15 protein-coding genes are annotated in these 20,136 nt (G+C 63.8%); 12 read left to right on the forward strand and 3 right to left on the reverse strand.

Annotated features, from left to right (window positions below):
* Window positions 1-18: 18 nt before the first annotated feature.
* Complete coding sequence (locus tag FG13_RS19350; RefSeq protein ID WP_035823480.1) at window positions 19-1,530, forward strand: polyamine aminopropyltransferase; 1,512 nt, start codon at window positions 19-21, stop codon at window positions 1,528-1,530.
* Window positions 1,530-3,161, forward strand: coding sequence for an NAD(P)/FAD-dependent oxidoreductase (locus FG13_RS19355; RefSeq protein WP_035823482.1), 1,632 nt, complete (start codon window positions 1,530-1,532; stop codon window positions 3,159-3,161). The genes FG13_RS19350 and FG13_RS19355 overlap by 1 nt, the downstream gene beginning before the upstream one ends.
* 68 nt (window positions 3,162-3,229) lie before the next feature.
* On the opposite strand, the gene mmsB is transcribed toward FG13_RS19355, so the two are convergent.
* From mmsB to chvE, 3 genes are all read right to left on the reverse strand, one after another.
* Window positions 3,230-4,441: a multiple monosaccharide ABC transporter permease gene (gene mmsB / locus FG13_RS19360; RefSeq protein ID WP_035823484.1), complete on the reverse strand. Its 1,212-nt coding sequence runs from the start codon at window positions 4,439-4,441 to the stop codon at window positions 3,230-3,232.
* Complete coding sequence (gene mmsA, locus FG13_RS19365; protein WP_035823486.1) at window positions 4,431-5,972, reverse strand: multiple monosaccharide ABC transporter ATP-binding protein; 1,542 nt, start codon at window positions 5,970-5,972, stop codon at window positions 4,431-4,433. Before mmsA ends, mmsB begins: the two co-directional genes overlap by 11 nt.
* 113 nt (window positions 5,973-6,085) lie before the next feature.
* Window positions 6,086-7,108, reverse strand: coding sequence for a multiple monosaccharide ABC transporter substrate-binding protein (gene chvE, locus FG13_RS19370; protein WP_223278970.1), 1,023 nt, complete (start codon window positions 7,106-7,108; stop codon window positions 6,086-6,088).
* Window positions 7,109-7,537: 429 nt separating this feature from the next.
* Between chvE and FG13_RS19375 the strand changes: the two genes are divergently transcribed.
* From FG13_RS19375 to araD, 10 genes are all read left to right on the forward strand, one after another.
* On the forward strand, window positions 7,538-8,698 hold the full coding sequence (locus tag FG13_RS19375) for a fumarylacetoacetate hydrolase family protein (RefSeq protein ID WP_035823492.1): 1,161 nt from the start codon (window positions 7,538-7,540) through the stop codon (window positions 8,696-8,698).
* A 27-nt stretch (window positions 8,699-8,725) separates the two neighbouring features.
* Entirely contained in the window at window positions 8,726-9,493 is a 768-nt protein-coding gene (locus FG13_RS19380; protein ID WP_035823494.1) for an SDR family NAD(P)-dependent oxidoreductase, read from the forward strand.
* Window positions 9,490-11,277, forward strand: a complete 1,788-nt coding sequence (locus FG13_RS19385; RefSeq protein ID WP_035823496.1) for an IlvD/Edd family dehydratase — start codon at window positions 9,490-9,492, stop codon at window positions 11,275-11,277. The genes FG13_RS19380 and FG13_RS19385 overlap by 4 nt, the downstream gene beginning before the upstream one ends.
* Before the next feature lie 153 nt (window positions 11,278-11,430).
* Window positions 11,431-12,405 carry a D-xylose ABC transporter substrate-binding protein gene (gene xylF / locus FG13_RS19390; RefSeq protein WP_099377905.1) on the forward strand — a complete coding sequence of 325 codons (975 nt, stop codon included), beginning with the start codon at window positions 11,431-11,433 and terminating at the stop codon, window positions 12,403-12,405.
* A gap of 188 nt (window positions 12,406-12,593) precedes the next feature.
* The gene (gene xylG / locus FG13_RS19395; RefSeq protein WP_035823498.1) at window positions 12,594-14,165 is read left to right on the forward strand and encodes a D-xylose ABC transporter ATP-binding protein; all 1,572 of its coding nucleotides are present in this window, start codon (window positions 12,594-12,596) and stop codon (window positions 14,163-14,165) included.
* Window positions 14,162-15,304, forward strand: a complete 1,143-nt coding sequence (locus FG13_RS19400; protein ID WP_035823500.1) for a sugar ABC transporter permease — start codon at window positions 14,162-14,164, stop codon at window positions 15,302-15,304. The genes xylG and FG13_RS19400 overlap by 4 nt, the downstream gene beginning before the upstream one ends.
* Before the next feature lie 32 nt (window positions 15,305-15,336).
* Window positions 15,337-16,536 carry a XylR family transcriptional regulator gene (locus tag FG13_RS19405; RefSeq protein WP_035823502.1) on the forward strand — a complete coding sequence of 400 codons (1,200 nt, stop codon included), beginning with the start codon at window positions 15,337-15,339 and terminating at the stop codon, window positions 16,534-16,536.
* On the forward strand, window positions 16,533-17,306 hold the full coding sequence (locus tag FG13_RS19410; RefSeq protein WP_081922646.1) for an aldose epimerase family protein: 774 nt from the start codon (window positions 16,533-16,535) through the stop codon (window positions 17,304-17,306). The genes FG13_RS19405 and FG13_RS19410 overlap by 4 nt, the downstream gene beginning before the upstream one ends.
* Before the next feature lie 84 nt (window positions 17,307-17,390).
* Window positions 17,391-18,404 carry a 2-dehydro-3-deoxygalactonokinase gene (locus FG13_RS19415; protein WP_035823506.1) on the forward strand — a complete coding sequence of 338 codons (1,014 nt, stop codon included), beginning with the start codon at window positions 17,391-17,393 and terminating at the stop codon, window positions 18,402-18,404.
* Window positions 18,401-20,131 (forward strand): L-arabinonate dehydratase, encoded by a 1,731-nt coding sequence (gene araD / locus FG13_RS19420; protein WP_035823508.1) that lies wholly within the window; start codon window positions 18,401-18,403, stop codon window positions 20,129-20,131. Before FG13_RS19415 ends, araD begins: the two co-directional genes overlap by 4 nt.
* Window positions 20,132-20,136: the final 5 nt, after the last annotated feature.

The following is a 20,136-nucleotide window of genomic DNA, read 5'->3' on the forward strand; positions in this document are numbered from 1 at the left end:
TAGAACAAAAAAAGTCCAATGAACAAAAAGATTCTGATTTTGTCCGTCTTCGTGGTCGCTTCCTGCGGCCTCGCCTATGAGCTGATCGCCGGCGCTATGTCCAGCTACCTGCTCGGCGACTCCATCCTGCAGTTTTCCACCATTATTGGCTGCTACCTGTTTGCGATGGGTGTGGGCGCTCACTTTTCAAAGTATGTCAAGGATGACGACGTACTGTCGCGCTTCGTCGACATCGAACTGGCCGTGGGCTTGATCGGCGGCCTGTCGGCCGCCATCCTGTTCATGACCTTTTCGTGGATGGCCGCTCCATTTCGCACCTTATTGTATGTGATGGTGTTCCTGATCGGCGCACTGGTCGGCATGGAAGTGCCGCTCGTGATGCGCGCCCTGAACACGCGCCAGACGGAATTTAGTGAACTTGTCAGCCGCGTGCTGACCTTCGATTACCTGGGCGCGCTGGCCGTCTCCCTGCTGTTCCCGCTGGTGCTGTCGCCGTATCTGGGCCTGGTGCGCACGGGCTTTTTGTTCGGCATGCTCAACGTGGGCGTGGGCCTGTGGAGCATTTATGTGTTCCGCGCCGAGCTGAAAAATCTCACCGGGCGTCTGCTGCGCGCCTGCGCCGTGATGCTGCTGCTCGTCGCCGGCTTTGCCATGTCGGACCGCATGGTGGCCTGGGGAGAACACGGCCTGTTCGGCGACCAGATCGTGTATTCCACCACCACACCCTACCAGCGCCTGGTGATCACGCGCTGGAAGGACGATACGCGGCTGTACATCAATGGCAATTTGCAGTTTTCCTCGCGCGACGAATACCGCTACCACGAGGCGCTCGTGCACCCCGTGCTGGAAGCCTTGCCGTGGGCGCGCCGCGTGCTGGTGCTGGGCGGCGGCGATGGACTGGCCCTGCGCGAAATCCTCCGTTATCCACAGATCGAACACGTCACCGTGGTCGACCTCGACCCCGCCATGACGGCCGCGTTCACCACGCGCCCGGAGCTGGCCAAGCTGAATAACAACTCGTTCTCGGACAAGCGCGTCACTGTCGTCAATGCCGATGCCGCCGTCTGGCTGCGCAACAACGGCGACATGTTCGACGCGGCCATCGTCGATTTCCCCGATCCGTCCAGCTTCGCGCTCGGCAAACTGTATTCTGTGCCGTTCTACGACCTGGTGAAAAAGCACCTGGCGGCGAAGGGCCTGATGGTGGTGCAATCGACGTCGCCGTTTTTTGCCCCGCACGCCTACTGGACCATCAATTCGACCCTGCGTGAAGTGGGCATGCGCACCTGGCCCTATCACGCCTACGTGCCCTCGTTCGGCGAATGGGGTTTTATCCTCGCCTCGCCCCAGCTCGACTACACACCGCCGACGACCTACCGCCTGCCGATGCGCTACCTGAATGCGGACACCACGCGCGAAATGTTCATCTTCCCGCCCGACATGCAGCCGCTGCCGATGGCGCCAAATCGCCTGAATACCCAGTCGCTCGTGCATGAATTCGAGCAAGACTGGAACCGGGTGATCCGCTGATGCAGCGCCGCTCCTTCATGCTGTGGGCTGCCGGCGGCACCGCATCGGCGGCCGCCGGCATCGGCAGCATCGCCGCCTACCTGCGCTGGCAGGAAATCACGCCGAAGGTGCTGTACCCGGGCCGCAGCGAGGGACACTATTTGCGCAAGCTGCTGCGCGAGCGCACGGCGCTGCCGGCGCCCTCGGCAACCATCACCACGGACGTGGCCATCCTCGGCTCCGGCATCGCCGGCCTGACGGCCGCCTGGCGCCTGAATAAACTGGGGCACAAGGATTTCCTGATGATCGATGGCCCGCAGCCCTACGGCAACGCGGCGGGCGGGCACTTTGCCGACCTGGCCTATCCCACGGGCGGCCATTATTTGCCGCTGCCGTCGCCCGAGTCGACCCATGTGCGAGAGATATTGTTCGACCTGGGGATTATCCAGCGCGATCCGCAGGCGGAAAAACCGTACTACGACGAGCGCTACATCCTGCACGCGCCGGAAGAGCGCTTGCTGTTCAACGGTCACTGGCAGGAAGGCTTCATTCCCACCGAAGGCGTGCCGCCTGCGGAACTGGCGCAGCACGAGCGCTTCTTTGCGCAGGTGGCGCAACTGCGCCAGACGCATGGCAACGACGGCAAGCGCGTGTTCGTGTTTCCTACCGTGGAATCGTCGCAAGACCCGGCCTGGCAGGCGCTCGACACCATCACGTTAAAACAGTGGATGGAGCGCGAGGGATACACCTCGCCCACCCTGCACTGGTATCTGAACTACTGCTGCCGCGATGACTACGGCACGCGCTACGACCAGGTGTCGGCCTGGGCCGGCCTGCATTACTACTGCAGCCGCTGGGGCCAGGCGGCGAATGCGGGCAATGGCGCCTGGCTGACCTGGCCGGGCGGCATGCAGCCGGTCGCCACGGCCATGGAACAGGCTTCGGGCGTCAAACGTCATGCGGGCACGGTGGTTTCCGTGCAGACGACGGACCAGGGCGTCGAGGCGCTGTGCCTGGAACTGGTCGACGGCCAGCCGCGCACCTACCTGGTCAAGGCGCGCAAGGCCATCTGCGCCATTCCCTTGTATGTGGCTGCCCGCGTAGTGAAAAATATCGCCGACTATGGCTTTGACGCGAAGCGCGATACGCCCGCGTATGCGCCATGGATGGTGGCCAATTTTTTACTGAAACGCTTTCCCGACGAACTGCCGCATGCGCCCCTGTGCTGGGACAACGTCGTGTACCAGGAACCGGGCCTCGGCTATGTCGTCTCCACGCACCAGGACATCCGCGTGCGCCCGCCCGAGAAAACCGTCTTCAGCGCCTACGTGGCCCTGTCCGACCGCACGCCGCAGGAAGCGCGCAAATGGCTCGACACGGCCGGCCCTGAAGAATTGCTGGCGCTGGCCAGTGTCGACCTGAAAACGGCGTATGGACGCGATTTTGCCAATTGCGTCGAACGCGTCGACATCACCGTGCGCGGCCACGCCATGGCCGCGCCGCTGACAGGCTTTCGCAGCAATGCGGGCCTCAAAGCCTTGCGCGAGCACGATGGCGCGATTCTATTTGCGCATGCGGATTTGTCGGGCTTTTCCGTGTTTGAGGAGGCGGCGTGGTGGGGGGATCGCGCTGCGCGGCTGGCGATCACATAAATGAAAAAGGCCGGCGCAAGCGCCGGCCAGAGCCCCCTAAGGCTCGAACCTGTGCTTCCTTGTTCTTCTCATTTATTTTTATTAATGACGTCGATGAACACGGCCGCCAGCAGCACCAGGCCCTTGATCACCTGCTGGTAATCGATACCGATGCCCATGATGGACATGCCGTTGTTCATCACGCCCATGATGAAGGCGCCGATGACGGCCCCCATCACCTTGCCCACGCCGCCCGACGCCGAGGCGCCGCCGATGAAGCAGGCGGCGATCACGTCCAGCTCGAATCCTGTTCCTGCCTTCGGCGTGGCCGTGTTCAGGCGCGCCGCGAAGATCAGGCCGGCCAGCGCGGCCAGCATGCCCATGTTGACGAAGGTGTAGAAGCTGACCCGTTCCGTCTTGATGCCGGACAGGCGCGCCGCTTTCTCGTTGCCGCCCACGGCATACACGCGCCGGCCCAGCACGGTGCGGTTGGTAATGAAGGTGTAGGCGACGATGAGCAGCGACATCACGGCCAGCACGTTGGGAAAACCGCGGTAGGACGCCAGCAGGTAGCTGAAATACACCATCACGGCGGCAAAGATCGCGTTTTTCAGCAGGAAGAAGGCGCGCGGCTCGTTTTCCATGCCGTGTTTCAGTTGCTTGGCGCGGCTGCGCAGCGAGGTGATGATCAGCGCCGCGGCGGCGATCACGCCCAGCAGCAGCGACAGCCCGCGCAGGTTCTCTCCGCCGAACGGATCGGGCAAAAAGCCCGAGCTGAGCATCTGGAAGCCTTCCGGGAAGGGGCCGACCGACTGGCCAGCGAGCAGCGCCAGGGTCAGGCCCTTGAACACCAGCATGCCGGCCAGGGTGACGATAAACGACGGGATCTTGAAGAAGGCGACGAAATAGCCTTGCGCGCCGCCGATGACGGCGCCAGCCAGCAGGCAGATGATGCTGGCGGCGACAAAATTCATGTTGTAGTTGACGATCAGGACGGCCGCCAGCGCGCCGACGAAGCCGACCACCGAGCCGACGGACAAATCGATATGGCCGGCCACGATGACCATCAGCATGCCCAGCGCCATGATGACGATGTAGCTGTTTTGCAGCACCAGGTTGGTCAGGTTCAACGGCTGCATCAGGGTGCCGTCGGTCATGTACTGGAAAAAGCCCATGATGACGATCAGCGAGAGCAGCATGCCGTAGTCGCGCATATTGTTCTTCAAAAAGCCGGCATAGCTTTTCGCTTGCGGTGCGGCCGCCGGCGCTGCCGGCGCGCCCGCTGTCAATTTATTGTCCATTGTTTTCTCCGTGTGTAACGATCGCGCGCATGATCCGCTCCTGCGACGCTTCTGCTGCGCTTAATTCGGCCGCGAAGCGGCCTTCGTTCATGACATAGATCCGGTCGCACATGCCCAGCAATTCCGGCATTTCCGAGGAAATCATGATGATGCATTTGCCTTCGGCGGCCAGCTCGCTGATGATGCTGTAGATCTCGTACTTGGCGCCCACGTCGATGCCGCGGCTCGGTTCATCGAGGATCAGGATGTCGGGGCGCGAAAACAGCCACTTCGCCAGCACCACTTTCTGCTGGTTGCCGCCGGACAGATTGACCACCTTCTGCGCCACGCTCGAGCAACGGGTCTTGAGCTTGCGGCGGAACTCCTCGGCCACGCCGAATTCACGCTGCTCGTCGATCACCATGTGTTTGGAAATCGCGTCCAGGTTGGCCAGGCTGGTGTTCTTCTGGATGTCTTCCTCGAGGATCAGGCCCAGGCCCTTGCGGTCTTCCGTGACATACGCGAGGCCATGGGCGATCGCCTTGCCGATGGTGCTGACGTCGATCTCCTGGCCATTCTTGAGCACCGTGCCGCTGATGCGCTGGCCGTAGGCGCGTCCGAAAATGCTCATCGCCAGTTCCGTGCGCCCGGAGCCCATCAAGCCGGCGATGCCGATGATCTCGCCCTTTTTGGCATGCATGTTGATGCCCTTGATGACGGGGCGGTCGGCATGCTCGGGATGGAAGACGCGCCAGTCGCGCACTTCGAAAATGGTCTCGCCTATCGTCGGCGTGCGCGGCGGATAGCGGTCGGCCATTTCGCGCCCGACCATTTTTTCGATGATGCGGTCTTCGCTGACGGGTTCGACGCGGCAGTCGAAACTGTCGACCGTGTTGCCGTCGCGCAGCACCGTGATGGCATCGGCGACTCTTGAAATTTCATTGAGCTTGTGCGAAATCAGGATCGAGGCGATGCCCTGGGCTTTCAGGCCCAGCAGCAGGTCGAGCAGGGCCGCGCTGTCGCTTTCGTTCAGGCTGGCCGTCGGCTCGTCGAGGATCAGCAGTTTGACGTCCTTGCACAGCGCCTTGGCGATTTCGATCAGCTGCTGCTTGCCCACGCCCAGGTTGGTGATCAGGGTGTCCGGAGACTCTTTCAGGCCGACTTTCTGCAGCAGTTCGCGCGTCTTGCTTTGCGCGTATTCCCAGTCGATGACGCCCATGCGGGACGGTTCGTTGCCAAGGAAGATATTCTCGGCGATCGACAGCTGAGGCACCAGCGCCAGTTCCTGGTGGATGATGATGATGCCGATTTCTTCGCTGTCCTTGATGCCGCGGAAGTGCCGCGTCTGGCCCAGGTAATCGATGTCGCCCGTATAGCTGCCATGGCCGTAGACGCCACTGAGCACTTTCATCAGGGTCGATTTGCCGGCGCCGTTTTCGCCGACGATGGCGTGGATCTCGCCGCTGCGTACCCGCAGGTTGACATTGTCGAGCGCAACGACGCCCGGGAATGTTTTGCGTATCCCGCGCATTTCCAGGATAGTGTTCGTCATATAACCTCTCTGGCACGGCCGCGCTGGTCGGCATCGGTCGTGCGGCAGTCTTGTTCTTGATCGCGCATGAAGCGAAAGGCCCGGCAGCGCCGGGCCTTCAGTACCGTCGATGCTTATTTCACTTGTGCTTCCGTGTAGTAGCCGCTGCCGGTGACGAGCACCTGCTTCCAGTTCGCCTTGTCGACGGTGACCGGTTTCAGCAGGTAGGACGGCACCACCTTGACGCCGTTGTTATAGGTCTTGGTATCGTTGACGGTCGGCGTCTTGCCGCTCATCATCGCGTCGACCATGTTGGCCGTGACCTTGGCCAGTTCGCGCGTGTCCTTGAACACGGTCGATGCCTGTTCGCCGCGGATGATCGATTTCACCGACGGGATTTCCGCATCCTGGCCCGTCACGACGGGGAACGGTTGTTTCGGCGTGCCGTAGCCGACGCCCTTGAGCGACGACAGGATGCCGATGCTCAAGCCGTCATACGGCGACAGCACCGCGTCGACGCGCGCATTGCCGTAGTAGGCGCTGAGCAGGTTGTCCATGCGGGCTTGCGCCACGGCGCCATCCCAGCGCAGGGTGGCGACCTTTTCCATGCCCATCTGTTTCGAGCGCACCACCAGCTTGCCGCTGTCGATGTACGGTTTGAGCACCGACAGCGCGCCGTTGTAGAAGAAGTGCGCGTTGTTGTCATCGGCCGAGCCGCCGAACAGTTCGATATTGAACGGACCCTTGCCTTCCTTGAGTTTCAGCGCCGATTCGATATAGCCCGCCTGCAGCACGCCGACCTGGAAGTTGTCGAAGGTGGCGTAGTAATCGATGTTTTTCGTGCCGCGGATCAAACGGTCATACGAGATGACCTTGATACCCTTGTCGGCCGCCTTTTGCAGCACGTTCGACAAGGTGGTGCCGTCGATGGCGGCGATCACCAGCACCTTGGCGCCCTTGGTGATCATGTTTTCCACTTGCGCCAGCTGGTTCGGGATATCGTCGTCGGCAAACTGCAAGTCCGTCTTGTAGCCGCGCTCCTTGAATACCTTGACCATGTTGTCGCCGTCGGCGATCCAGCGCATGGACGACTTGGTTGGCATCGAGATGCCGATCGCGCCCTTGTCGGCGGCGCTTGCCACGGGCATTACCGCCATGCCGGAGATGGCCAGCGCCAGGCTCGCGGTCAGCATTTTCATTGTTGTTTTCATTTCAGGTCTCCACCGTCTTCGATAGTTGAATGTGCCAGGGCCGTCGTCCAGTGGGCGGGCTCCGTGCGAATGGCCGATTGCAGGCCACGGCTGATACTAGTTTGTCCATCCATCCCTCACCAATCACTTTTTTCGCATAGCCGATATCCAAAACGGTATCGATAAGCCAATTGATGCAATGCGCCATGGCGCGCCTTTTCGCCTGCGCACAGGGCGGAAATGGAGGGCGGGTGGCGGCTTTTTATGCTGCGCTGCAATACCAATAATCATCATTCAATTTGGTGATTTTCGTAATTGCGGCGACACAGGGCGGCGCGCAGAATCGGTCCGGACTTGAAGACCCGCCATCCCGTCACGACCTTTTGAAAGCTTGCCATGCAGCCGATTTCTCCCGCCTCCCTGTTGCCCGCCGACCTGGCGCAGGCCGTCCTCATCGGCCGCATCTGGCGTGACGGCCCGTGCGTCGTCGCCGTGCGCAGCGGCGAGATGGTCGACATCACGCAGACGGTGGCGACGGTGGCCGAACTGTTCGAGCGCAGCGATGCGCTCGATATCGCCCGCCATGCGCCCGGCATCGCGCTCGGCTCCGTGCAGGCGCTGCTGGAGCAGGCGCTGGCCGCGCCGGCCGGCCAGCCGTTGCTGCTGGCGCCATGCGACCTGCAGGCCGTCAAGGCCTGCGGCGTGACCTTCGCCGTCAGCCTGCTCGAACGCGTGATCGAGGAACAGGCGGGCGGCGACGCGGCGCGCGCGGCGAGCTTGCGCACCGCCCTGCAAATGACCCTGGGCGGCGATTTATCGGCATTGAAGCCTGGCTCGGACGCGGCGCAGCGCCTGAAACAGCAGCTGCAGCAGCGCGGCGCCTGGTCGCAATACATGGAAGTGGGCATCGGCCCCGATGCGGAAGTGTTTACCAAGGCGCAGCCGATGTCGTCGGTCGGCTGCGGCGCGCAGGTGGGCTTGCTGCCATCGTCCGCCTGGAACAACCCGGAGCCCGAGATCGTCCTGGCCGTCAACAGCCGCGGCGAGGTGCTGGGGGCGACCTTGGGTAACGACGTCAACCTGCGCGACATCGAAGGGCGCAGCGCCCTGTTGCTGGGCAAGGCCAAGGACAACAACGGTTCCTGCGCCATCGGTCCCTTCATCCGCCTGTTCGACGAGCACTTCACGCTCGACACCGTGCGTCAGGCGGAAGTGTCGCTGCTGATCGAAGGCGCGGACGACGGCTTTGTGCTCGAAGGCGCCAGCTTCATGCGCGAAATCAGCCGCGACCCGCTCGACCTGGTGCGCCAGACGGCCGGCCAGTATCACCAGTATCCGGACGGCTTCATGCTGTTCCTGGGGACCATGTTCTCGCCCGTGAAGGACCGCGGCGCGCAGGGCGGCGGCTTTACGCACCACCTGGGCGACCGGGTGACGATTGCCAGCGCTGCACTGGGCGCGCTGGTCAACGAAGTGCAGCGCTGCGATGCGATTGCCCCCTGGACGTTCGGCGTGCGCGCGCTGTACCAGAACCTGGCGCAACGCGGCTTGCTTTGATCCGATTATTTTAAAAAGAGAGACACCATGCAGCATGCAACTTACCCTAGCCTGGAAGGCCAGCGCGTCGTCATCACGGGCGGCGGCACCGGTATCGGCGTAGCCATCGTCGAGGCGTTCGCGCGCCAGGGCGCCCACGTCACCTTTCTCGATATCGCCCGCGAAGCGTCGCTGGCGCTGCAGGAAAAGCTGGCGCACCTGCCGCAGCCGCCCGTTTTCCGCTATTGCGACCTGACGGACCTTGGCGCCCTGGCCGCCACCTTCGCCGAGATCGAACACAGCGCGGGGGCCACGGATATCCTCATCAACAATGCGGCCAATGACGACCGCCACGAACTGCAGGACGTCACGCCCGCGTACTGGGACGAACGTATCGCCGTCAATCTGCGCCACCAGTATTTCTGCGCCCAGGCCGTGGCGCCCGCCATGCGCGCCAAGGGCAGCGGCGTGATCCTCAACCTGGGCTCGATTTCCTGGCATCTGGCGCAAGCGCGCCTGTCGATCTACATGACGGCCAAGGCCGGCATCGAGGGCCTGACGCGCGGCCTGGCGCGCGACCTGGGCGTCGACGGCATCCGCGTCAACTGCATCATTCCCGGCGCCGTGCGCACACCGCGCCAGGAAAAGCTGTGGCATACGCCGGAAGCGGAAGCCGTGATCCTGCAAGGACAATGCCTGCAGCTGCGCGTGGAACCGGAAGACGTGGCCGCGCTGGCGCTGTTCCTCGCGTCGGACAACGCGGCCAAGTGCGCCGGACGCGAATACTACGTCGACGCAGGCTGGTACGGCGCATGAGCACCTCGGATAAACACCCGGCGCGGCGCTTCCGCTCGCAGGACTGGTTCGACAATCCCGACCACATCGACATGACGGCGCTGTACCTCGAGCGCTTCATGAACTACGGCATCACGGCCGAGGAGCTGCGTTCGGGCCGGCCCATCATCGGCATTGCGCAAAGCGGCAGCGATATCAGTCCCTGCAACCGCATTCACCTGGAGCTGGCGCAGCGCGTGCGCGACGGCATCCGCGACGCGGGCGGCATCCCGATGGAATTCCCGTTGCACCCGATCTTTGAAAACTGCCGTCGTCCCACGGCCGCGCTGGACCGCAACCTCGCGTATCTGGGCCTGGTGGAGATTTTGCACGGCTACCCGATCGACGCCGTGGTGCTGACCACGGGCTGCGACAAGACCACGCCGGCGCAGCTGATGGCCGCCGCCACGGTGGACATTCCCGCCATCGTGCTGTCGGGTGGCCCCATGCTTGACGGCTGGATGGACGGCGAACTGGTGGGTTCCGGCGCCGCCATCTGGAAGGGCCGCCGCCAGCTGTCCGCCGGCTTGATCGACAACGACAAATTCCTGCAGATCGCCGCCGCCTCGGCGCCGTCGGCCGGCCACTGCAACACCATGGGCACGGCATCGACCATGAATGCGCTGGCGGAAGCGCTGGGCATGTCGCTGACGGGCTGCTCGGCCATCCCCGCGCCGTACCGCGAGCGGGGCCAGATCGCCTATGCAACGGGGCGCCGCATCGTCGCCATGGCGCATGAGGACGTGCGTCCGTCGAGCATCCTCACGCGCGAGGCGTTCCTGGACGCCATCATCGTCAACGCGGCCATCGGCGGCTCGACCAACGCCCAGCCGCACCTGATGGCCATGGCGCGCCATGCGGGCGTGGAATTGCACTCGAGCGACTGGATGGAGCACGGCTACGACGTGCCGCTGCTGTTGAACATGCAGCCGGCCGGAAAATACCTGGGGGAGCGCTTCCACCGCGCCGGCGGCGTGCCGGCCGTGATGTGGGAGCTGCAGCAGGCGGGTTTGCTGCACGCGGACCGATTGACGGTCACGGGCCAGACGATGGCGGCGAACCTGGCGGACCGTGAAAGCGCGGACCGCGAGATGATCCGCCCGTTTGCCGCGCCGCTGAAGGAAAAGGCCGGTTTCATGGCCTTGCAGGGCAACCTGTTTGATTTTGCCATCATGAAGACCAGCGTGATCTCGCCCGCCTTCCGCGAGCGCTACCTGTCGCGTCCCGGCAGCGAAGGCGTATTCGAGGCGCGCGCCATCGTTTTCGATGGTTCTGCCGACTACCACGCGCGCATCAACGATCCGGCCCTGCAAATTGATGACAGCTGCATGCTGGTCATGCGCGGCGCAGGTCCCGTGGGCTGGCCCGGTTCGGCCGAAGTGGTCAACATGCAGCCGCCCGACGCCTTGCTCAAGGCCGGCATTCTGAACCTGCCGACCCTGGGCGACGGGCGCCAGTCGGGCACCTCGGACAGCCCGTCGATCCTGAACGCGTCGCCGGAAAGCGCCGTGGGCGGCGGCCTGGCGCTGCTGCGTACGGGCGACATGATCCGCGTGGACTTGAACGCGGGCCAGTGCGACATGCTGGTCGATGCCATTGAGCTGGCGCGCCGCGCCAAAGAGCTGCCGCCGCCCGTCAATGACAGCGCCACGCCATGGCAGGAGCTCTACCGCGCCAGCGTGGGCCAGCTGGAAACGGGCGCCTGCATGGAGCTGGCGCTGAAATACCGCGCCGTGGGCCAGACCCTGCCGCGCCATAACCATTAGCAGGCAGGTCGGGGTAGGTCGGCTTAGCGCTTCGCGCGTAAGCCGACACCACCACAGACATAAAATTTTTCAGCAGTACCCGTAGTTAAAAAAACGTTGTTAATAAAATCCACAAGGAGACACACAATGAACAAGATCATCAGTGCAGCCATCATGACCGCCATGCTGGCATTGAGCAGCAGCGCCGCCCTGGCCGATGCGAAAAACCCGAAAATCGGCTTTTCCATCGACGATTTGCGCGTGGAACGCTGGACGCGCGACCGTGATTTCTTCATCGCCGCCGCCGAAAAGCAGGGCGCCAAAGTCTTCGTGCAATCGGCCGACGCCAGCGAACAGCGCCAGATTTCGCAGATCGAAAACCTGATCTCGCGCGGCGTGGACGTGCTGGTGATCGTGCCATTCAACGCCACTGTCCTCAACAACACCGTCAAGGAAGCGAAAAAGGCCGGCATCAAGGTGCTGTCGTATGACCGCTTGATCCTGAACGCCGATATCGATGCGTACATCTCGTTCGACAACGAGAAAGTGGGAGAAATGCAGGCCGAAGGCGTGACCAAGCTGCAGCCGAAGGGCAATTACTATTTGCTGGGCGGCTCGCCGACCGACAATAACGCCAAGATGCTGCGCGAAGGCCAGATGAAAGTATTGAAACCGTTCATCGACAAGGGCGACATCAAGATCGTCGGCCAGCAGTGGGTGAAGGACTGGAGCGCCACCGAAGCGCTGTCCATCGTGGAAAACGCGCTGACGGCCAACGGCAACAAGATCGACGCCATCGTCGCCTCGAACGACGGCACGGCCGGCGGCGCCATCCAGGCCCTGGCTGCGCAAAAGCTGGCCGGCAAGGTGCCGGTCTCGGGCCAGGACGCCGATCTGGCGGCCGTGAAACGCGTCATCGCCGGCACGCAGTCGATGACGGTCTACAAACCGTTGAAAACCATCGCTGCGGAAGCGGCCAAGCTGGCCGTGCAACTGGCGCGCAATGAAAAGCCGGCTTATAACTCCAGCTATGACAACGGCCTGAAAAAAGTCAGCACGGTGCTGCTGAAGCCTACGCCGCTGACCAAGGCGAATGTGAACATTCTCGTTGACGACGGTTTCTATACCAAGGCGCAGCTGGGTAATTGATTACCCGCTTGATGTCGGTTCGCGTTGGCAGTAGGTCGGATTAGCGCAGCGTAATCCGACAATCGCCGGCTCCGGCAACGCCGGTGGCGGTGTCGGCTTACGCGCTGCGCGCTAAGCCGACCTACTCCTGCGATTGCCCGCATCGGCCGTCATCCGTCATTTTTTCCGTACCCGCAACGAGAGTGAGCATGTCCGACTATCTGCTTGAAATGAAAGGCATCGTCAAACAGTTTGGCGGTGTCCGCGCGCTTGACGGCATCGACCTGCAGGTGCGGGCCGGCGAGTGCATCGGCTTGTGCGGCGAGAATGGCGCCGGCAAGTCGACCCTGATGAAGGTGCTGTCCGGCGTGTACCCGTATGGCACCTGGGATGGCGAGATCCTGTGGGATGGCCAGCCCCTGCGCGCGCAATCGATCCGCGACACGGAAGACGCGGGCATCATCATCATCCACCAGGAACTGATGCTGGTGCCGCAGCTGTCAGTGGCCGAAAATATCTTCATGGGCCGCGAGCTGACCCTGCCCGGCGGGCGCATGCATTACGCGGCCATGTACAAGCGCGCCGACGAGCTGCTGCGCGAACTGAAAATTCCCGAACTGAACGTGGCGCAACCCGTGATGAATTACGGCGGCGGCCACCAGCAGCTGGTGGAAATCGCCAAGGCGCTCAACAAGAATGCGCGCCTGCTGATCCTCGACGAGCCGTCGTCGTCGCTGACGGCGTCGGAAATCGCCGTGCTGCTCGATATCCTGCGCGCGCTGAAGGCCAAGGGCGTCACCTGCATCTACATTTCGCACAAGCTCGATGAAGTGGCGGCCATCTGCGACACCATCGTCGTCATCCGCGACGGCAAGCATATCGCCACTACGCCGATGGCGCAGATGAACGTCGAGCGCATCATCGCGCAGATGGTGGGCCGCGAAATGAGCCAGCTGTACCCGCAACGCGCGCAGCCGGCACCGATCGGCGAAGTGCTGTTCGAGGCGCGCCACGTGACCTGCATCGACGCCGACAACCCGCAGCGCAAGCGGGTCGACGATGTGTCGTTCACCCTGCGCAAGGGCGAGATCCTTGGCATCGCCGGCCTTGTGGGGGCGGGGCGCACGGAGCTGGTCTCGGCCCTGTTCGGCGCCTACCAGGGGCCGTGCCAGGCCGAGGTGTGGCTCGATGGCCGCAAGATCGATACCCGCTCGCCGCAAAAGGCGATTGCCATGGGCCTGGCCATGGTGCCGGAAGACCGCAAGCACCACGGCATCGTGCCCGACCTGGACGTGGGACAGAACATCACCCTGGCCGTGCTGGAGGAATTCGCGCGCGCCACGCGCATCGATGGCGAGGCGGAGTTGACGGCCGTGCGCGGCGAGATCGCGCAGCTGGAACTGAAGGCAGCCAGCCCGTCGCTGTCCATCACGAGCCTGTCGGGCGGCAACCAGCAAAAGGCCGTGCTGGCCAAGATGCTGCTGACGCGCCCGCGCGTGCTGATCCTCGACGAACCCACGCGCGGCGTCGATGTGGGCGCCAAATATGAAATCTACAAATTGATGCTGGCGCTGGCCGACCGGGGCGTGGCCATCATCATGGTCTCGTCGGAACTGGCCGAAGTGCTGGGCGTGTCCGACCGCGTGCTGGTGATGGGCGAAGGCCGCCTGCGCGGCGACTTTATCAACGATGGCCTGAGCCAGGAAACCGTGCTGGCGGCGGCGCTGGACCAGCGCCCGGCGCCCGCCGCCAACACCGCAAACAAGGAAACCGCAGCATGAAACCGCACAGTATCAAACAGCTGTTTACCCAATATAAGATGCTGGCCCTCTTGATCGCCGTGGCGCTGATCTGGGCCTTCTTTTCGTGGAAGACGGAGGGCAGTTTCCTCACGCCGCGCAACCTGTCTAACCTGCTGCGCCAGATGTCCGTCACCGGCATCCTCGCCTGCGGCATGGTGCTGGTGATTATCGCCGGCGAGATCGACCTGTCGATCGGCTCCCTGCTGGGGCTGCTCGGCGGCATCGCCGCCGTGCTCGACGTGACGCAGCACTGGCCGCTGGCGCTGAACCTGGCGGCCGTACTCGGCTGCGGCCTGGTGATCGGTTTGCTCAATGGCTACCTGACGGCGTACCGCGGCATCCCGTCCTTCATCGTGGGCCTGGGCGGCATGCTGGCGTATCGCGGCATCCTGCTGGGCATCACGGGCGGCATCACGATCGCACCCGTTTCCGAGCCGATGGTCTACCTGGGGCAGGGCTACCTGCCCGCAGTGCCCGGCATCGTGCTGGGCATCGGCCTGTTCCTGCTGGCCGCCTTCCTGACGTGGCGCGCGCGCGCCAGCCGCGCCCAGCATGGCTTGCCGCAGACGGCGTCCTGGGCCGACGGCTTGCGCCTGGCCGTCATCGGCGCCGTGCTGTACGCCTTCGTGCAAACCCTGAACGGCTATGAAGGCATCCCGCTGCCCGTGCTGTTGCTGCTGGCCTTGCTGGGACTGTTCAGCTACATCACCAGCCAGACCGTGTTTGGCCGCCGCATCTATGCCGTCGGCAGCAATATGGAAGCGACGCGCCTGTCCGGCATCAACGTGAAAGCCGTCAAGCTGTGGATCTTCGGCATCATGGGCCTGATGTGCGCGCTGGCTGGCCTGATCAACACGGGCCGCCTGGCGGCCGGTTCACCCTCGGCCGGCACCTTCAGCGAACTCGATGCCATCGCCGCCTGCTTCATCGGCGGCACCTCGATGCGCGGCGGCTCGGGCACCGTGTACGGCGCCCTGATCGGTGCGCTGGTGATGGCCAGCCTCGATAACGGCATGTCCATGCTGGACGTGGATACCTACTGGCAGATGATCGTGAAAGGCAGTATCCTCACTTTGGCCGTGTGGGTCGATGTCAGCACGCGAGCGGGGCGTAGATAGCCGTGAAACGATCTGGCACGGGAGGAGACACCATGAAGATGCCGACCGCGCACCGGATCGCGCTGCTGTTTAACGGGAATAAAATTTACGACCGCGACATCATCGCGGGCATCGCCGCCTACCTGAACACGACGCGCGTGTCGTGGGACCTGTTCCTGGAAGAGGATTTTCGCTGCCGCCTGCCCGGCATCGAACGCTGGCAGGGCGACGGCATCATCGCCGATTTTGACGATCCCGCCGTCTGCGAAGCGCTGGCGCACAGCCGCCTGCCCGTGGTGGCTGTGGGCGGCTCGTATGCGCGCGCCGAGGATTACCCGGCCGGCATTCCGTATGTGGCGACCGACAATTTCAAGATCGTCAAGCTGGCCTATGAACACCTGGTGGAAGCGGGCCTGACGCGTTTCGCCTGTTTCAGCCTGCCCGAGGCCGATGTCAACCGCTGGGCGCAGGAGCGCGAAACGGCGTTTTGTACCCTGATGGAGCGCGACCACATGCGCGCCGACGTGTACCGGGGCGTCGCCACCAGCGCGCCTTCGTGGGACGAGGCGGTGGAGCAGCAGATCGCCTGGCTCAACAGCCTGGAAAAACCCGTCGGCATCATCGCCGTCAGCGACGCGCGTGCGCGCCAGCTGCTGCAAGCGTGCATGCACGCGGGGATCGCCGTGCCGGAGCAAGTCGCCCTGATCGGCATCGACAACGACCCGCTGGCGCGCATGCTCACGCGTATTCCCTTGAGTTCCGTGATCCAGGGCACCGAGGAAATGGGCCGCACGGCCGCGCATTTGCTGCATCAGATGTTGAATGGCGCGCGCCTGTCCGGTACGCGCATCCTCGTGCCGCCGGCCGGCCTGAACGTGCTCGCGTCCACGCGCCACCAGCCTTTCCAGCATCCGCAGGTGATGCAGGCGCGCCATTTTATTCGCCAGTATGCCTGCCAGGGCATCAAGACGGAGCAGGTGGCCGATTACGTGGGCGTGTCGCGCTCTTCGCTCGAAGCGCACTTCCGCCACGAGCTGGGGCGCAGCGTGCACGACGAAATCCTGCATTTCAAGCTCGATGCGGCCAAGACCCTGCTGGCGCGCGGGCCGGGGCAGGTGGCCGAGGTGGCCGTGCGTTGCGGCTTTACCACGGTGCAGTACATGCATGCCGTCTTCAAGCGCGAACTCGGTTGCACGCCGCGCGAATTCCAGCAGCGCAGCCGGCCGCCGCCAGCGCCCGGGCAGGCGCCATGATGCATCTGCTGCACAATGCGCGCGGCATGCGCGTGGCCATCGACGCGCACGATGCCAGCGTGCGGGCCTGGTGGGCGCCCGACCGCTATGGCCGCTTGGCCGATGTGCTGGGCGCCGCGCCCCCTGCGGCGCGTGCATCCACGGGCTGGCGGTGCGCGCCGCCGGACGACGGCCACCTTTTGATGCACCTGGCGCACGACGGCCTGTCGGTGCGCCTGGCCTACCGGCTCGACGACGATGGCAGCCTGCACCTCGACTGCGCCGCCACGGCCGATACGCTTTCCCATTTTGCGCTGGCCGCACCCCTGTTCAATCTGCAGGGCGGCCGCGCTGCCGTGGGCGACCATGTGCTGCGCCTGGCCGCCGACCGTTACCGGCCTTGGCCTGGCGGTAGCACGGACGGCTCGCCGCTCGATGTGGCGGGCAGCGCCTTCGACTTCCGTCAGCCGGCGCCGCTCGCTACACGCCTGGCCTGGCCCGCGCTCGTGCATTTACCGGGATTCCGGCATGACTTTTACTGGACGGGCAGCGGCCAGCTGCGCGAGGCGGCGCGGGTGGCCGACCCCGCTTCCGGCCGGGTCTTGCGTTTTTCCAGTACCCAGGACAGTTGCCATTTGTATTCCGATGCGCGCTGTTTTTCCCTGCTGGCGCAGGGCGTGCAATTGCAGCCGGGACAGGTGATGCGCTTCAGCCTTGCCTACCGTTTAGGCGTGCAGGATATCGATGCGTTTGACATATCCGAACCGGTATCAATGATGTCAAATAAGTGATTGGTCAGATATGCGGGGCAGTTCTACCATGAGGTAGTTTTTCCCTCATTCATTTTTGTCCTGACCGACGCTGCGAACCTGCCCATGAACATACTCACCATCGATGCCGGCACCACCAATACGCGTACCTTGCTGTGGCGCGCAGGCGCCGTCGTCGCCCAGGCGCAGCTGGAAACGGGCGTGCGCAATACCGCCATCGATGGCCATAACGGCGCGCTGAAACAGGCGCTGCGCGACACCATCGCCAGCGTGCTGGCCAGCGCCGGCATCGCGCCGTCCGAGGTGAACCTGGCAGTGGCCTCGGGCATGATCACTTCGCCCATGGGCGTGCGGGAAGTGCCGCATTTGCCGGCGCCCGCCGGCCTGGCCCAGCTGGCGCAAGGCATGCAGGCGGTGGACTTGCCCGACGTGCTGGCGCAGCCTCTGTGGCTGATTCCCGGCGTGCGCAACCAGCATGGCGCCGTCGGTCTGCATAACGTCGAGGCGATGGACATGATGCGCGGCGAAGAGACGGAAGTCGTCGCGCTGCTCGAGCGCCTGCAGTTGCGCGGCGCGGCGACCCTGATCATGCCCGGTTCGCATACCAAACTGATCAGCGTGGACGAACAGCGCCGCATCCTCGGCTGCAGCACCACCATCGCGGGCGAGCTGCTGCAGGCGATCACGCAGCACACCCTGATCAAGCAATCGGTCGATGGCGGTTTTGCCCAGACCCTGGTGCCGAAAATGCTGCTGGCCGGCGCGGCCGCGGCGCAAAAAACGGGGCTGGCGCGCGCCTGCTTCAGCGTGCGCACCCTGGGCCAGTTCAGCGCCATCGAATGCAATGAGCGGGCCAATTTCCTGATGGGCGCCGTCCTCAGCGGCGACTTGCTGGCGCTGCGCAACAGCACCGCCATTCAGATGCGGCCCGATAGCCCGCTCGTCATTACAGGTAAACCCATGCTGCGCCAGGCGCTCGGGCTGCTGATCGAAGAACACGGATTTTTTTATGGCAAGCGCATCATCGTTGACGACCAGCAGCAAGACCATCTGGCCGGTCACGGTGCGCTGCTGATCGCCGCCGCGCGCGGCTTGATTTCCCCGCAGGAGACAGTATGAGCAGCAACAAGAACAAGCGTCCCTTGCGTTCGCAAGCGTGGTTTGGCGGCGACGACAAGGACAGTTTTATTCACCGCAGCTGGATGAAGAACCAGGGCTATCCCAGCGACGCCTTCGATGGCCGCCCCGTCATCGGCATCTGCAATACCTGGTCCGAGCTGACGCCCTGCAATGGCCATTTCCGCGACTTGGCCGAGATGGTCAAGCGCGGCGTGCTCGAAGCGGGCGGCTTCCCCGTCGAATTTCCCGTCATGTCGCTGGGCGAGACGAATCTGCGCCCGACGGCCATGCTGTTCCGTAACCTGGCCAGCATGGATGTCGAGGAATCGATACGCGCCAACCCGATCGACGGCGTGGTGCTGCTGACGGGCTGCGACAAGACCACCCCGGCCCTGCTGATGGGCGCGGCCAGCGTGGACTTGCCCACCATCGTGCTGTCGGGCGGCCCCATGCTGAACGGGAATTACCGGGGCAAACCGATCGGTTCCGGCACCGACGTATGGAAGTTTTCCGAAGACGTGCGGGCCGGACGCATGACGTCCGCCGAATTCAAGCAGGCCGAATCGTGCATGTCGCGCTCCGCCGGCCACTGCATGACCATGGGCACGGCTTCGACCATGGCCAGCATGGTCGAAGCGCTGGGCGTGACCCTGCCCGGCAACGCGGCCATTCCCGCCGTCGATGCGCGCCGCAAGCTGCAGGCGCAGCTGACGGGCCGGCGCATCGTCGACATGGTGCATGAAGACTTGAAACTGTCGCAGATCCTCACGCGCGACGCGTTTGAAAACGCCATCATGGTCAACGGCGCCATCGGCGGCTCGACCAATGCCGTGATCCATTTGCTGGCGATTGCCGGGCGCATCGGCGTGGACATGCGCCTGGGCGACTGGGACCGCCTGGGCCGCGACATTCCCTGCCTGCTGAACCTGATGCCGTCGGGCCAGTACCTGATGGAAGATTTTTACTATGCGGGCGGCCTGCCCGTGATCATCCGCGACCTGCTGGGCAAATTGCATGGCGAGGCGCTCACCGTCACGGGCGCGACCATGGCCGTCAACGTGGCCGAAGCGGAAAATTTCAATCCCGAGGTGATCACGCCGCTGGCGCAGCCATTCAAGGACGAAGGCGGCATCGCCGTCCTGCATGGCAACCTGGCCCCGCGCGGCGCCGTCATCAAGCCTTCCGCCGCCTCGCCCGAGCTGATGCAGCACCGTGGCCGCGCCGTCGTCTTCAACAGCATCGAGCATTATAAAAAGCGCGTCGACGATCCCGCGCTCGATATCGACGCCAGCTGCGTGATGGTGCTGCAAAACTGCGGCCCGCAGGGCTATCCGGGCATGGCGGAAGTGGGCAATATGGGCTTGCCGAAAAAACTGCTGGAGCAGGGCGTGCGCGACATGGTGCGCATCTCGGACGCGCGCATGAGCGGCACGGCTTACGGCACGGTGGTGCTGCACGTGGCGCCGGAAGCAGCCGTGGGCGGGCCGCTGGCGCTGGTGCGTGATGGCGACATGATTGAACTGGACGTGGCGGGCCGCCGCTTGCACCTGGACGTCGACGAGGCGGAGCTGGCGCGCCGGCGCGAAGAGTGGCGCGCTCCCGAGCCGGCCATGAAGGGCGGCTACCAGTCCATGTACATCAAGCACGTGACGCAGGCCGACGAAGGCGCGGACCTCGATTTCCTCGTCGGTTGCCGCGGTTCGGCCGTTCCGCGCGAATCTCACTGAAAACA

The sequence above is a fragment of the Janthinobacterium sp. RA13 genome (assembly GCF_000745325.1).
In the GTDB taxonomy this organism is placed as follows: domain Bacteria; phylum Pseudomonadota; class Gammaproteobacteria; order Burkholderiales; family Burkholderiaceae_D; genus Janthinobacterium; species Janthinobacterium rivuli.